Origin of the sequence: Photorhabdus asymbiotica, from assembly GCF_003634575.1 — a bacterium.
Classification (GTDB): Bacteria; Pseudomonadota; Gammaproteobacteria; order Enterobacterales; family Enterobacteriaceae; genus Photorhabdus; species Photorhabdus asymbiotica.
The window spans coordinates 352,889-367,862 of sequence record NZ_RBLJ01000001.1; the positions used below are offsets into that span (position 1 = coordinate 352,889).

General features: G+C 42.0%; 12 protein-coding genes. All 12 read right to left on the bottom strand.

Translation table 11 applies throughout. The features are described from left to right. Positions 1-17: 17 nt before the first annotated feature. Positions 18-2,969: a hypothetical protein gene (locus tag BDD30_RS01425; protein ID WP_015834141.1), complete on the bottom strand. Its 2,952-nt coding sequence runs from the start codon at positions 2,967-2,969 to the stop codon at positions 18-20. Next, the gene (locus BDD30_RS01430; protein ID WP_015834140.1) at positions 2,962-5,688 is read right to left on the bottom strand and encodes a baseplate J/gp47 family protein; all 2,727 of its coding nucleotides are present in this window, start codon (positions 5,686-5,688) and stop codon (positions 2,962-2,964) included. Before BDD30_RS01430 ends, BDD30_RS01425 begins: the two co-directional genes overlap by 8 nt. Positions 5,689-5,896: 208 nt before the next feature. After that, on the bottom strand, positions 5,897-6,313 hold the full coding sequence (locus BDD30_RS01435; RefSeq protein WP_015834139.1) for a hypothetical protein: 417 nt from the start codon (positions 6,311-6,313) through the stop codon (positions 5,897-5,899). Next, the gene (locus BDD30_RS01440; protein ID WP_041381823.1) at positions 6,310-6,753 is read right to left on the bottom strand and encodes a GPW/gp25 family protein; all 444 of its coding nucleotides are present in this window, start codon (positions 6,751-6,753) and stop codon (positions 6,310-6,312) included. The genes BDD30_RS01435 and BDD30_RS01440 overlap by 4 nt, the downstream gene beginning before the upstream one ends. A 12-nt stretch (positions 6,754-6,765) precedes the next feature. Beyond that, the gene (locus tag BDD30_RS01445) at positions 6,766-8,367 is read right to left on the bottom strand and encodes a phage baseplate assembly protein V (RefSeq protein WP_015834137.1); all 1,602 of its coding nucleotides are present in this window, start codon (positions 8,365-8,367) and stop codon (positions 6,766-6,768) included. Beyond that, positions 8,364-9,047, bottom strand: a complete 684-nt coding sequence (locus BDD30_RS01450; RefSeq protein ID WP_015834136.1) for a CIS tube protein — start codon at positions 9,045-9,047, stop codon at positions 8,364-8,366. The genes BDD30_RS01445 and BDD30_RS01450 overlap by 4 nt, the downstream gene beginning before the upstream one ends. Beyond that, entirely contained in the window at positions 9,034-9,213 is a 180-nt protein-coding gene (locus BDD30_RS01455; protein ID WP_015834135.1) for a DUF5908 family protein, read from the bottom strand. The genes BDD30_RS01450 and BDD30_RS01455 overlap by 14 nt, the downstream gene beginning before the upstream one ends. Beyond that, on the bottom strand, positions 9,210-9,668 hold the full coding sequence (locus BDD30_RS01460) for a phage tail protein (RefSeq protein WP_015834134.1): 459 nt from the start codon (positions 9,666-9,668) through the stop codon (positions 9,210-9,212). The genes BDD30_RS01455 and BDD30_RS01460 overlap by 4 nt, the downstream gene beginning before the upstream one ends. A gap of 13 nt (positions 9,669-9,681) precedes the next feature. Beyond that, positions 9,682-10,881: a phage tail sheath family protein gene (locus tag BDD30_RS01465; protein ID WP_015834133.1), complete on the bottom strand. Its 1,200-nt coding sequence runs from the start codon at positions 10,879-10,881 to the stop codon at positions 9,682-9,684. Between the two features lie 53 nt (positions 10,882-10,934). Next, a complete protein-coding gene (locus BDD30_RS01470; RefSeq protein WP_015834132.1) occupies positions 10,935-12,416 on the bottom strand; it encodes a phage tail sheath family protein in 1,482 nt (493 codons plus the stop codon). Between the two features lie 180 nt (positions 12,417-12,596). Next, a complete protein-coding gene (locus tag BDD30_RS01475; protein ID WP_041382786.1) occupies positions 12,597-13,694 on the bottom strand; it encodes a phage tail sheath family protein in 1,098 nt (365 codons plus the stop codon). Positions 13,695-13,757: 63 nt separating this feature from the next. Next, complete coding sequence (locus tag BDD30_RS01480; protein ID WP_015834130.1) at positions 13,758-14,207, bottom strand: phage tail protein; 450 nt, start codon at positions 14,205-14,207, stop codon at positions 13,758-13,760. Positions 14,208-14,974: the final 767 nt, after the last annotated feature.

A 14,974-nucleotide genomic window follows, 5' to 3' on the forward strand; every position in this document is an offset into this window, starting at 1 on the left:
CCTTTCTCATATGTAAATTAATCCTTGGTTTTATCATCTTCAGACTGAGATGGAGAATGTTCAGATAATGTATTTTTTTCATTATCATTAATTCCCGTATTCTTATTAACTATTGGCACATATAATAGCTGATTAGCCTCAATCATCTTAGCACGCAATTCATCACTAGGTGCATTGATGACTTCATTTTCCTGTTGTTTGCTAGCAATTCGCAAATTTCCTGTGCCAGTTAATGCCGAAGGCAAACGTCCCAAGGTTAACATTTCTAAAATATGATATGCCTCGTCTCCTAAAGGGGAGCCATTATTTTGCCAACGCTTATAAGTGCTGGCAAAATTTTTAAAACGTTCCGGTGATAACCAATGAATAATCATAGAAATATGCGCCGGGAATTCAGCTAAAATTTCAGTTTTTACCCATGATTCCAGTTTATGAGGATCAACATTATTATTTCCAATTAACTGGCGATTAATCACTACGCTGACAACAAATGAAAAACGATCGGTATGAGCATATTTTTCACTGGAGAAATACCAGCGATAACGCCATGCTTCTTCCTTTAGCGGAAAAATATTGTTCTGACCTGCTATCTTTTCGAGTTTTATCCGTCCATCAATACGATCAAAGTCTACTATCTTGGCTTTTAGCTCATAATCTGATGGAGAATCTGAACCTGTCGACGTATTTGTATTTCTTGATGATATATGAGGTGTAATGACACATTTCAGAGTAATTTCATCATCTTTATTGATCATTGCAGGAAAAGGACTGTGAGCATTAGAGACAATCCACTGTTCATCTTTTTCATTACTTTTATATGATTTATCGTCATAAACCAGTTGATAATCCATATCTTCTAACCACACCGGGCTATCACACCAGAACAAATTATTATCCTTAAATGCCTGCTGGACTTCTTTCCATCTGTACTCCAAAACAATGCTGTTACGGGTGTCAAGATAAAATGATTTTCCTGTAATCTCGGTAATTATTTGGCCCCGCAATCTGAATTTATTATCACCTTTGATAATCAGGTCAATCATCTGCCCGTGCAATAGCTGCCCTACATCTTCTTTTTGGGTAATGATTAAATGATGACTTTTAGAACCGGGAATATCTTTAACATCCAGATGTTCGGGCTTCTGTTCGTCATCGAATTTTGCATTAGGTTTTATTGGTAAAAGCCGACGATGCTCAATCAGATAAAAAGGAAGGTCAGCCAAATCTGGCGTTTCATTGAAACATTTTTTCCCTAAACCCAGTCTGGCCGCAATTCGCTTTTGTAATGCTGACACTTTATCAATACGAATATTATTACGTTGATAGGCTAATTCTGGCTGTTGAGCCAAATAACCGCGCTGGGTGGATAGAAAATCCTGTCGACTGAGTATCAGTGGTCTGGCTGCACGATGAGTCCCAAAATAGCCTAACAGGTAATCTAGAATTTCCAATTCTTTAGAATAACTTCCGTCATTATTGTCGATTTGCGAATAATCATTTAATTGCTTGATTAAGTCAGGCATTATTTTCTGATGCACTTTTTGACTAATCGTATTCGTTTTAAAAGGCCATTGTACACCATATACCGCATTTCCTCGCTGTTTAAATGCCAATAGTTTTGGCAATAAAGCGAGTTCAGCGCAGCCATTAGCTAATATTTGCTCAAAAGGCAGCATAAATTGATGTAATTGCTTTTGTTGTTGAGTATTGGCATCGGTCTGCAATCCATAACAAGCGGGTAATTTATTGCTCACCGGATAGTAGTCCCGGACTTTACGATGTTTTCCCCAGTTTAATAATTCTGGCTGTGTATTAATCAATGGTTCTGTAATGAGTTTTTTCTCTATAACTTCTTTAGAAACTGCAACTTTCACGCCACCTTTAGCAATAATAGTTAGTGGGCTGTTTGGTGAGGCAATCAACGCTAACGGATCTTTACCCCATAGTCTGGGATAATAATGTTCTTTAATAATTTTCCAAGACCAATGATCGTTCGATAGTGGAGAAATAATGCTAGTATCATACTCACCTAATTCCAGCCTGGTTACACTTTGAACGCCTTTAATAGTCAATAATCGGTTAACCAAGGGGCTTAGATTTAACTCCATCGAGCCATCGTAATTTTTAATCGGCGGTAATTTAGGTATCCAACCGTGATGTAAATAAGGTCCATCAAAAATTTCTTCATTACTGTAACCCTGCTCCTTCATCGCCTCAGTGGTATAGCGTAATGGCTTTTCAATCACCATGTCTTCCGCTGTCATATAAATTTTAGCCAATATGTCAGCAATATCTTTGACATCATCATTTAGCTGAATATCAATCTGTAATGGTAAATCGACGGGTTCCAGCCAAATAATTTTACTGACGAATTCTCCCAAGTTACGGTTATTTCGCAAGAAGTCTTTCAGGATTTTCTCCGCCTGAGTTTTATTGGTTTCAGTTTTCCGACTTGGGAGTAAATAAAGCCAATAGTTTCCTCTTAGAGTTAATTTGCTATCTGTTCCAGAATTTTTGAATCTATATTTACGTTCCTCTTTGCTATACCAGTACTCATAGCGTTTATCTTGAGGCTCACATATCAGTCGCACATCATTAAATAAAAAATAACCATTAACCGTGTCGTCACTATGCAAATCCAGCAAAGCCCGGCGATAATCCTCCGTAGTAATGGGACCACAAGTCAGCACTTGTTCCGGGCCAAACTCTTTGGGAAAAATACCATCTTCGAATGTCTGTTCCTCTTGTCTGGGAGTAAGGAGATCCCGAAGTGGTAGTGAATGGCGATAGGCTAAATCGGACGCACCATAACAACAGGCTTCTAATAGCGTGATACCGGGATCATTTTCCCCTATATCGCTCCAGCATTGCTCAGATTGTTGCTTAATAATCGTCTTAGCCTGAGTAAGTAAGGTATCAAAGGCAATATCGTCTTTAACGACGGGAAACAATGCATCCTGATTATTCATTGTTAACTCCTTGGTTTGCGGAATTCTTTTCAGGCCAAACTAAAATCAGTACTTCGTTATCGTCAGCTTCAATACTTTTACCTATACCACCTACACTCTGGCTACCCTTTTGCAAAGTTAAGCCAGTGACCCGCTCAACCAAAGGTGAGCGCTGAATTGTGGCTAATAATTGGTAATAATTAATGTGACTGCCGATTGCGACACCAATAACAGGATTTTCCCCCCACGGCATATATTGCCGACTCAATTCTTGCTGTAGTTGATAATCGCCATAGTCGGGATTAATACCTGGGACAAATACCAGCTGATAATTAATCAGGACATCAACGTAGGTAGGATTGTTAATTTCAATTGCTGCCCAAGGGCTACTTAATCGACCTAACCATTCGACCATTTCTTTCAATCGAGCTGCGTTCAATTTGGGGCGTAGCGCATCATGGTTATCTTTGTAACGGTTGTCCGGGATTACTATCAATTGCTGCTTTTCTGGTGCCGGAATAGTGGTTAATTTACTGCCAGAATGGTGTCTAACATCAAATAAGCTAACAAAATGATCTTTTAGCAATGTCACCATATTCCCCCAACTCAACACGCGGTTACGATGAGATAGCCGGGTAGGAATCCGTTTCAGAAAAGCTTGCTCAGTTTCTGGCGGGCGACCATTCCAGGATGCCCAAGGTTGGGTAACACCACTGATCGCAACGGATGCAGTAACCAGTTGTTTAATACTGTCGGCGGCCAATCCATTGATAAAATGATCCTGCTCAACGGTTTCTGCATTGACTAAAGTGGCGACGGTGGCGTTATACAACAGGCCCTTAATGCGAGGGTAATCCCGCGGTTCAATCTGCTTGGTTATTTCTGCTTTCAACCAGTACCGTCCCGTCGGCATCTGAGCAACTTGATTTGCAGCGTCCTCCGGTAATAAGGCCCGCCAGGTACCCCGGTCAAATAGGTTACAGGTTTGGTCGTGAACTAGCTTATCCAATGGATTCCAAGTGTTGCTGTTATTGAGATAAAACCAAGATAAATTAAGCGCCTTAAGACCTTCCAATTGCCAATATAGGGATAGCGTTTGTCCCGGTAAAACACCGGTAAATCCCAAATAAAATGCTTCATGGGTGAATGCTGGCGTTTCCGCTGCCGCCTCGCCCCGACCAAAAGGCGTCAGAGGATAAACAACAAATTGCTCCGGCTTAGCTTTAGCGCTGAATTGAACCTGCAACGCACTGATTTGTGGCGTATAGGGTAAATTCTTATCTTTGGGATCTTTCCAGTATTGGGCGTGCATAAAATCCTGTTCGACCAGTTCTATACGCACCGATGCAGGCCAACCATTGGGCTCTGGATTGTTTGCAATAGGGTAATCCATTGTCGGTAAGGTAAACTTTAGGCTTTGCCCTTGTGGTTCATTATCTCCACCGAATAATGACTGTCCCTCATTAAGCTTTTCTCTCTTTTCAGGTGTAATTAAATAACCCTGAATTTTAAATGCCTTATTATCGAGTTTAGTATTATATGCTGCATACCACTGTGAAAAATTTTGTTGGGGCAAGCCAATCCATTGTGGAGTAATCGTGAGAGTTGCGTTTTCAGTGCCATACCATTCTGGAGCAACCAAATTAAAACCGGAACCTAACGACGGCAATTGACCAAAGGGAAAGCTAGTTGTATCCGTTTGTTCAATACCGCCATCAGAGGCATAGTACACACTATGGTTACCGTTAATGCCGACTTCGATATCTATAATCTTGGGTAAAATCGGGCCTCGAGTGGCACCTAACTTTAATACCGGTACCTTAAATGTCATATTATCCAAGGCATCAGGAGGAGTGATGGGATCATCATTAGCTGACAAGTAAAATGTAAGGCAATCAACATTAGTATTCTCTTTTACTTCTGTTGTTATAGAAGGTTTCGGTAGTGAAAGCCAATGATCTCCCGAGCTGATCTGAGCGGTAATGTGATCAACATTACCCGTCCATTTGCTCTCCAGTGTCACTTTAATACTGCGTTTTCCTGACGACATAGCAAATAGAGATGAAGTAATCAGATAACCCGCAAGAATCGGGACATCATTAGGCGTTGGGCTAAAAAGCCGGATATCGTTTGCAGGTAATTTAATGCCATCTGCAAGATTCAGAGATGTTGCTGATTTCCAGCCATCACCCTCTTTTCGATACCAACGCAAATCGGTCAATACCCCCTGATTTGCCAATAAATCGGATTCGGACACATACTGTAAAGGATTTCCCGCCCCATCATGCCCAGCATCAAAGAGGGTTCCTTTCGGAATAAGATATTCAGCACAATCAGCATTCAGGGTAATACCTATCGCAACCTGATCCGCCTGAGCCTTCCTAGGTTTTAAGCCCAATAACTCCCGGTAATAAAGATTACGATGCCGTACCGGGAAGGTATTGAATAATATTTTAGTCGTTTCTAATAGTTTTAAAAAAGCCAGCAAAAATGCCTGATGTGCGGGTAAAAGGCCATTTGCTTTATTCGCATTTTGGTAAATACTCGCTAATTGATGAGGATTATTCTCCTGAATAAAGTAGAAACTGTCCCAGAATTGTTTTTTCTCTTGATCAAAGGGGATTTTTTCCGCATATGTTTTAAGCCAATTTAAAATATCCAATGTACTTCTTTCATCAAGTTTAAAATCGGTATCCGGTACGATAGCGGTAAGTTTATTATTTAATCCGGTCTGTTCCATATTTACGCCACCTGTTATTTAAATATAACCTTAATATGTTTTCAGGAGATCATGGTTATTTGAAAATAAGATTATACTCAATAGATTTCAAGTTGCAGCGCGGCGGCAAGTGAACGCATCCCCAGGAGCATAGATAACTATGTGACTGGGGTAAGTGAACGCAGCCAACAAAGCAGCAGCTTGAAAGATGAAGAGTATAAACTGTTATCTATCCGGCACTAACGGCATATTGACTGGCAATAAAACGACCTTTTCCCATACTTGGTACCGTTACATCCGGCCCGGTTGATGGATTATTTGCCGGTTGTGACGGCGTAAAACGGGCGATAAATTGCTGTCCAACCACAATCACCGTAACAGGGCTGCGACAAAAATTTACCTGCTGGCTAGCATCTAACTGAGCAATGGTAACCATGCCCATGCCGGGTATCGGATGGCTAGGGGTAATATACTGCGCTTGAAACTGGACCTTTTTTTCGTCCCCCACAATAACGATCTTTTTCCCCCGGATTTGCGCATGCCCGCTGCCTCTGATCGTTGCAGGTCCCAAAACGATGACTTGCCGGTTGCCAAACAACGGTTCGAATAGCAGGATGTCGCCATCAACAACCAGTTGTTTACTCATAAGATCACCTGTATCGGCCCTTCGCCAATCTCAAGAATACCTTCAATTTGCTGGCTAATTTCACTGCCTCTCAGGACATAAGTCACCTGAACATGTAAGGTATTAGGCAAATCGGTTCTCTGACTCACCTGAATTTCCGTCACTTCTGCACGGGGTTCATAACGTAATACTCGCTCTTCAATACGCGTTTGAATTCGTGCTATCAGTTCATCACTGATATTTTCAAACATATAATCATTCAGGCCACAACCATAATCTTCACGCATAATCCGTTCGCCAGGTTCCGTTAAAAAAAGAATTTTCATACTCTGGCGAACATATTCTGCTCCTTCCGACATTATTACGCCGGGTTGTGCTTTAGGAATGCTTTCATCGATAAAAAATTGTGGCGGAAATGCCCAGCCCCGACCATAAATATCAGCCAATATTTTGTTTGTCATTTTGCTATCCTATTATTGCGTTAAATTAACTTTTGCCCCTTTAATATCTACTCCAGATTTTCCCGCAACTGACAGGGATTTTTCTGCCTGGATATTAATTTCCTGTGCTTGAGCGATAAGATTTTTGGCAGAATTAATTGTGATATCTTTATCCTGTTGCAGAGATAACGTATTTTTTCCACTATTAAATGCGAGGGTTTTATCTTTATTATCGAATAGCAATGCCTGCTGGTTATCCCCCTGTTTAATCACTAACGTTTTCACCAAATTTTTTTCACTGGGTTCTAACGGTGATTTATTTTTAGGGTTGTGCATGGAACCTAATATCACCGGGAAACGGGGATCGCATTCAAAGAAACCGATAATCACTTCATCCCCCGGCTCTGGATAGAAACAGAATCCACTTTCATGGCTGGCATAGGGTTTACCCAACCGGGCAAAAAGCACACCATTGGTCAAGTTAAACGCGGGTATTTTAACCGGGATACGCTCCAGTGACTGGCTGTCTTGTTGGTATTTCTCCACGATACCGACATGTAACTCTCTAACTTGCGGTACCGCCTGTTCTGCGTCGGATTGCATGCCTAAAGTTAACCGGGTACGCCAACCTTGTCGCTGAGTGATTGTCTGACTAACACCCGTGATAATCGCCTGACCATCCATCCCCTGACCAAAGCCGCTTAATGCCAGAATATGACCCAGTTGATAGCTATCATTACCTTCAACTTCAAAACTGCCGGATATATTATGACTTCTCCGATTGTCCATGATGCCTTGAGCAAAATGTTTAGTTTGTTCATTATCCAACGGATAGCTGAAAATCCATTGCCATTCCTGATCGGTCAGTGATTTCAGATTATCTATAGCCAGTTGGTTTTTCCCCAACCCACTATTTTTTACCTGAATGGCCTTCGATAGTTTTTGTTGGCTAATATCCCAAGATTGCACACTGACTATTTTAGGACTGCGCTGATTATCCCATTGTAAATTAGCCTCAAACAGTACAACGTCCTGATGGCTATCACGTTGACGAATAGTGTGCACAGTTGAATGATTCAGTGACGCAGGCGTGACCAACGTAATAGCATCGTAACCGGGCAGCAACCAGGTATGAGTGGCATTAAGCCGACTTTTTAAGAATGCCCAGTCATTACAGCGAAACTGAACCATTTGCTCATGAACCGTTTTCAGCTGAGGAGCCTGTTTTATCGTCACAGAGAGGCCCGCTTGACTAAATAGCTTCCTGATAATCGCCTCATCACTCTGTTTACTAAATAGCTGCGAGTGGAAGCTGTGGGTTAATTTTTGCAGCAGATGTTTTGCCGTCAGAATAATCATGCTGTCCTGACCTTTAAGCCCCAGTGCCTGCCGAACGATGACACCTTTAAATAACACATTTTTTTGGACCTGCACGATAAGTTCATGATTCGGGCGACAACTTGCTAATTCAGTCTGAGCCTTTGCCTCGAAGACGTGACTCGCATCACCAACGATACCCAAAGTAATGTTAGCCGAAGGGATACCATTAATATGGTGGTTTATTGTCAGACTGATAACCGTAAACTGGCTGAGCGTTTTGCCATCTATCTTAATGGCTATCACGGGTATATTCATGCCTCCCTCCTTGCTTGCAGCGTTTGTCCTGGCGTAAAATCATCCAAATGATCCAGACCGTTTTGCCAGGCCAGAGAGAGATAATCGATACCACCCGCCAAAGAAGCGCCGGCACCCAGTGCAATTAATGGTAGAGAGAGCATATCGGTTACACTGACCGCAGTAACCGGTGGTGATTTTAACTGTTGCTCGGTAGCCTGAATAACAAAACTCTCATCTGCCACCACAGATAAGGTGGCCGTTGCCCGCAACGGCGTAGCATCCCGGTCAAATAAGGTGTAATGAATGTTGAGACCGTTGGCCCGGCAAGCAAAATAACCTTTATTTTCCCAGCGCATTTTGCCCCATTTGATTTTCAGGAAATGGGATGCTTTAGTACTGGCATCAACTGCACAGAGGGTTTTCAAGATCGCCAGCTGGGTTTCGATCGGCGTATTGTTGCCGGGCATGGATGCGTCAAACAATAGATTTAATGACAGGCTAGCAGGCTGAGATGACATATAGTGGTTGCTTTGATGGGTACTGGTAACGCTTTCCCCCTTTTTATAACTGGCCTGATAATTGAACTGGATTGCATCAGGGTTATACATAACTTGTAAACTGCCCACTAAGATTTTACCTTCCCGATCTTTAAAAGCTGTCAGCGTGAGTTTGGACAGACTACGTTCAATTAAGCTCATAATGGCCTCCGGCTTCACGTAATGCCTCTAACACTTCTCGCTTCACTCTCTCAATCAGGCGGGCGTTATCTAACTCTTCTTGGGCTAATGTTCGTGGGGATGATAAATCACTCGTGGAATCAGTGACTTTTGCCTGAATAATTAATTCTTTAATTTCTACCGTCATACTGTCACTCCTAACCAGAGCATATCCTGATAACGTAATTCCAAAGAGTTCACCAAAACAGCATTGCTATTGGCATCAAAGTCACCAGTAGACCAACGAACCGGTAACGCGTTACTCACTGTCCAGCTTGCTACGGGTAAATAATTTTCATTCAGCAACATAATGACCACATCAGCATAAATCGCTTTTTCCCCGCGCAAGACATGATCAAATATCAGAGTGAGCGGCGTCACCGTCATAACACCACGTTCCAACACTAAACTGCCATGCTGGATCTTATCGGCCAGCCAAACATTTCTGGCATTTTCCCCACCCTGGCTGTGTTGGGTAGTTTGCAATTCACGACTCAGCCCCGAGATCCGCTGAAAGGCAATATCAAGTGGACTAGGAATATTGTTAAAAAGAAAACTGGCGATAAAACGGTGTGATACTGACGGGGTGTAGAAGTTTTGCATATTTTGCCCCTGTTTAACTTAACCTGGTTGTACCGGTACGCGTATCAAACGTCAGACTCAGCTCAATAAATTCTGACGGAATTAACAGTGCTAGCCTGATTTTCATGATCATTCTCCCGGCCCGCATATCCGCTTCACTCATTGATTCTTCAACACCGAGTAATAAGTCAAATGCTCGCTCTTCCTCAGTCCCCCTCAACCCCCCTTTTAACCACAACTGATGCAGCCAGTTATAAGTTTGGCCTTTAAGTTTCATCCAGGTGATGGGATTATTTGGCTCGAAAACGAAGGCATGGCCAAGTCGGGTTATATGAGCTTCAATATAGGAAACCAGACGGCGAATTTGAATATAGCGCCAGGGGGAATCGGGCGTGTTGTCCAGAGTTCGGCATCCCCAAATTTTAATCCCCTTGCCGGGAAAGCTGCGAATCAGATTCAGCGGGGTATCGTCATCCCGATTAAAAAGTTCATCAGCTTCAATAAAAGAGCGTATCGGACTAACCACTTTGGCTAAAGCCACGTTAGCAGGGGCGCTCCATATGCCTTTCTGTTTATCGTTACTCTGAATGACGGCAGCAACCGCAGCAGTCGGCGAAAGCACGATAGTATTTTGCTTTTCGTCTTGGTAAGTACTTTTCAGTGCTGGCCAATATACCGCGCCCCATTGCCGATCACGTGAGGAAAACTGCTCTAAACATTTAGCCGCCAGTGCTGGATCATCAGGAGCATCCAGCAAGCCGATAATGCCACGCCGACTCTTGCAAAGATCGAGCACTGATTGCCAAAACTGCAACCAAAGATCTCTTTTTGCGCTGAGATCCCCCATCCGATTAAAGCGGGCAACATCAGGAACGACAATCAGTGTGATAGCACTCTCTGCGGAAATGGCCTGTTTAATCCAATCCTGTTGTAGCACCGTGATCAATGATTGAAAATCTTTTAATCGCTCATTAAGACCCAGTGGCAATACATAGGCTTGCTGCCCCCCGTTTTCAAAGAAATGGCGCACGGAATAGTACATTAATCCTGACTGAGCAAATGTCAGAGTAAAATCGGTCAGGCTGGTGAGTTTAACAGCTTTATCGCTACTGCTTGCGTTGACACGACGTTGGATATCGCCAATAAAAACAGGTACGCCGATGAATTCATTATCCTGTTTCTGGGATATCAGGTTCTCCGTTACTGTTACGCCCGGCTGTTTTATTATCTCCATTATCATCTCCTTAGCAGTAAACAGACGCAGCGTTAAACCGCGTCTCAATGCCGTTACTGTGCTACGTTTTGAGAAAATTGTAGGATAATAAATTCAGCCGGACGAACCGCCGCCATCCCAACCTTGACGATCATTTTTCCTTGCTTAATTTCTTCGTCAGACATGGTGATCCTCCGACCAATCTGCACAAAATAAGCTTCCTGAGGGTTACTGCCAACCAGCGCCCCTTGTTGCCAGAGTTGATAAAGATAATGATCAATAGCTGACCGTACTCGCTCCCAAGTGGGTTGGCTATTGGGTTCAAAGACAGCAACTCGCATTGCCTGTTTGATATCTCGCTCTGCACTATTAAATAAGCGACGTACCGGAATATAGCACCAGTCATCACTTTTTTTCAGGGTACGTGCCCCCCAAATCAGTGTGCCTTTGCCGGTAAAATAACGGATAGCATTAATGCCAGCTTTATTCATATCACCTTGCTTATCATCCGTGATCACCTTGTCTGGTATAGCATTATTCAATACTACGTTGGCCGGTGCCTTCCAAACACCACGGCTGGCATCGGTTGCCGCATAAGCACCCGCAACTGCAGCACTTGGTGGCAGGGTAATTGGTATTGTCGGTACATTAGCTGCTTTCCATTCATCATCAGCTAATTTTTTAGCTTTTTTATACTCTTCTGGTGAATCCGTTTTCAGCGCGGCTAGAGTATTCACTCCCTTATTACCCTTATAACCACTTAGCACAATATCAGCATCCGTTGGCTGACTATAAGCAAAAGAGGTCTTTAAATCAGGATAATAAACAGCAGTTTTATCCGGTTGGGTATCAGGTTTATCTGTCTCATTCTTGCCATCAGCAATCAGAAAATAACCCACTTTGTCCTTTAACAGGGAATTTATTCCACTGTAAACCTTCTGTTTTGTGTGGGGTTTTAACGTTTCATCCGTTTCAGCACAGAGCAGTAAAGTGATCTCCTGCTGTTTTTCAATCAGATCTGGCAGCGCTGCTAATTCCTCAGTACTTTTTTCAGTTGCTACCAATGGCAATAGATAACAGACACCACCGCCATTATTAAAATAATGCTGCACAGCAAAGGCACTTAAAGACGTGGCCGTGATAGTGGCAACATAGGTATAGGTGTATTTAACCTCTTCTTCCTCTCCTTTATTTTTATTACCTTCATCCTTCTCATCATCTTTATCTTCATCTTCATTCTGCAAACCACCACCATTAACTTCAGTAACAGCAAGTTTCTGAATGTTCTGAATGTCTTTTGGTCCCGTAGTTTTAGGCTTAGATTCAGGTTCAGACTTAGCCTTTATTGACACTACAGGCGAAAATGAAAACTGTGAGGTAAAATCCAACCAACTGGTGATTTTAATACAGCTACCCGATTCTATCGGGTTCCCATCTTTTCTGAAAAACTTACCAATAAAAACCGGAATCGCTGTTGGGCTGGTGCTAATTGATAACGATAGTGAAGCATCTTCTTCAATATAGACACCGGGTGTAGTATATGCGACAGAAGGCATTATAACTTCCTCATTCAATTTAGATGATTAGCAGCTATATACCCAATAAATTTCGAGTTGTAGCGCGGCGGCAAGTGAACGAATCCCCAGGAGCATAGATAACTATGTGACTGGGGTGAGTGAAAGCAGCCAACAAAGCAGCAACTTGAAGGATGAAGGGTATAAACAGGCCACCATAACTTATCGGGATTGCCCAATTAACTGGCTAAACTGCAAGATAATAAATTCGGCTGGGCGAACCGCCGCCATACCCACTTTGACGATCATTCTGCCCTGTTTAATATCGTCATCAGTCATGGTGGTACCTTTACCTATTTGAACAAAATAAGCCTGATCAGCTTTATTTCCCACTAATCCGCCTTGTTGCCAAAGAGAATAGAGATAATTATCAATAGCCCGGCGCACAACCTCCCAAGTTGGTTGGCTGTTGGGTTCAAATACGGCGAAACTCATGGCGTTTTTGATATCCCTTTCTGCACTGTTAAACAGGCGACGAACCGAGATATAACGCCAGTTATCACTACCCTCAAGTGTTCTGGCCCCCCAAACAAGCGTACTGCCCTTAGGAAAGGTACGGATCATATTCAACGCCTTATCTGCCTTATCTTTACTTTTGTTATATTGCGCTTGCAGATCATCAGTCACCGAATATTTAGGTTGTAATCCTCCTTGAATAGGGACATTAGCCGGTGCTTGCCAAACCCCCCGGCTGTTATCGACACTGGCATAAATACCGGCCATCACTGCACTGGGTGGAATCTCAACAAGAGCTTTCCTCTCTCCCCATTCAGCCGTCAGCCAAGGGTAGTAAACGGCGCCATAAGGGGTTGCAGGGTAAGATTTAAGTATGTTTTCTGGTGTTTTTATCTGGGTATCATCCTTTGGGCCATCAAAAATGGCGAATAATCCTTTACCTGGTTTACAAAGTGTACTTGCCGCTTCTTTAATGTCTTCCCCAGCAGCAACCAGCAAAGTGACATCGTCAAGTTCTGGAACCTGGCTAACTAAATTTGGGGTTTTAACCAGATAGCCATATCCACCGCCATGAATAAAATAAGCACGTAGTGAAATATCAAGCATATCAGCTGAATTAAATTGCCCTTTTTTTAGTGTCAGATAGTCCAACCAGCTATTAATGCGAATATAGGCAGCTGACATTAATGAATTGTTATCTGCAACAGCAAAAACAGGAACTGCCGTTGCACTTGTACGGACAGAAAGTGCCAATGAAGCATCTTCTTCAATATAGACACCCGGATAAGATGTATCAATTGTCATAATATTAGCCTTTAAAAAGCACTGCATTGACGTACCAGATTATTCCTGATACCAAACAGTGTATTAATGGAATTCAACAGTAACCCGATCTGCTTTCAAGCTTATTTCCTGCACTGCAACTTCATTACTGGTGGCATCAAAACTAGGCGCAGTCAGCTTTTCTGGGAAAGCATTAGCAATATTCCAAGTAATCAGCAGATTTGAACCTGTTTCATCGGTCAGACTGATAGAAATATCTTTCTTCTCTATCTGATTAAGAGAAATGGAATTAATCCAATCGTACAACTTAGATTGACCTTTAAAGATACCTCGTTTCAAGGTAATAGTGGGTCTTTGACGCTGACCGGGCATTTGTAGCCAGTTACCTACTCCATCACGATATTCGATTGTGTCATAGCTGATATCTAATCCTGATACACTTTGAAAACACATTTGCTCATCACCAATGGTAACGACAAAACGGTAGGTTGGGATTGGGTATTGAACAGCAATTTGATCGGCAGTTGTAGACATCGTTATTTCCTTCCTAAAAAAATTTATATTGAGCTAAAACACTCATCATTTTAGGTACGCTACCGCCCTTAGGTATCATGCCTAATTCCTCTGGTGTATTAGCCCGGCTTTTATATCCAAATCCTCACAGAAGAAATGAGGCGACTTAACTAACACCTGAACCAACTAAATTAATACGTGACAAACATCACACTAGAGCCATTCGCTAATCAATAATCACTCAGCCATACCTAAATAAAAGTTAAAAATAAAAACTAATTATTTCTATCGCTGTCCTTGCTCAATAGCGCAATACAATCACCCAATACTCCCCTGTTAACTGGGTTATCATTCATAGCCATCTATTTTCTGATTTGCATAAAAACAACTTGTAAAAACTTAATAATACCCAAGAAATTTTTATCTATACCCAATAGATTTCAAGATGGATCGCGACGGCAATTATGAAACTTCCCTTTATTTCATACATAACAAATAACCGCCTCCACAAATATAAATAAATTTGATAAATAATTATCATTAATTTTATTTCTTAATAAAAACAGGGAAAATAACATGCATTACAAAGCAAAATAAAGAATTTTAAATTATATATTTTCTTGCATTATTAATGCAGAAATTATATAAGTTTCAGCAGGCATAAGCCTATTTGAGCCACCTGGCTATGGCGGATAGATAAACACTAAACAGAGGCAAAGAATGCATTATGCTGAAAATAACTAGAGATGTTTATTTGGACTGTGATTCCAACAAGATAATCCATGGTA

Coding starts and splice junctions, on each gene's coding strand:
- BDD30_RS01425 (WP_015834141.1), bottom strand. CDS start 2,969: ATGAATAATCAGGATGCATTGTTTCCCGTCGTTAAAGACGATATTGCC.
- BDD30_RS01430 (WP_015834140.1), bottom strand. CDS start 5,688: ATGGAACAGACCGGATTAAATAATAAACTTACCGCTATCGTACCGGAT.
- BDD30_RS01435 (WP_015834139.1), bottom strand. CDS start 6,313: ATGAGTAAACAACTGGTTGTTGATGGCGACATCCTGCTATTCGAACCG.
- BDD30_RS01440 (WP_041381823.1), bottom strand. CDS start 6,753: ATGACAAACAAAATATTGGCTGATATTTATGGTCGGGGCTGGGCATTT.
- BDD30_RS01445 (WP_015834137.1), bottom strand. CDS start 8,367: ATGAATATACCCGTGATAGCCATTAAGATAGATGGCAAAACGCTCAGC.
- BDD30_RS01450 (WP_015834136.1), bottom strand. CDS start 9,047: ATGAGCTTAATTGAACGTAGTCTGTCCAAACTCACGCTGACAGCTTTT.
- BDD30_RS01455 (WP_015834135.1), bottom strand. CDS start 9,213: ATGACGGTAGAAATTAAAGAATTAATTATTCAGGCAAAAGTCACTGAT.
- BDD30_RS01460 (WP_015834134.1), bottom strand. CDS start 9,668: ATGCAAAACTTCTACACCCCGTCAGTATCACACCGTTTTATCGCCAGT.
- BDD30_RS01465 (WP_015834133.1), bottom strand. CDS start 10,881: ATGGAGATAATAAAACAGCCGGGCGTAACAGTAACGGAGAACCTGATA.
- BDD30_RS01470 (WP_015834132.1), bottom strand. CDS start 12,416: ATGCCTTCTGTCGCATATACTACACCCGGTGTCTATATTGAAGAAGAT.
- BDD30_RS01475 (WP_041382786.1), bottom strand. CDS start 13,694: ATGACAATTGATACATCTTATCCGGGTGTCTATATTGAAGAAGATGCT.
- BDD30_RS01480 (WP_015834130.1), bottom strand. CDS start 14,207: ATGTCTACAACTGCCGATCAAATTGCTGTTCAATACCCAATCCCAACC.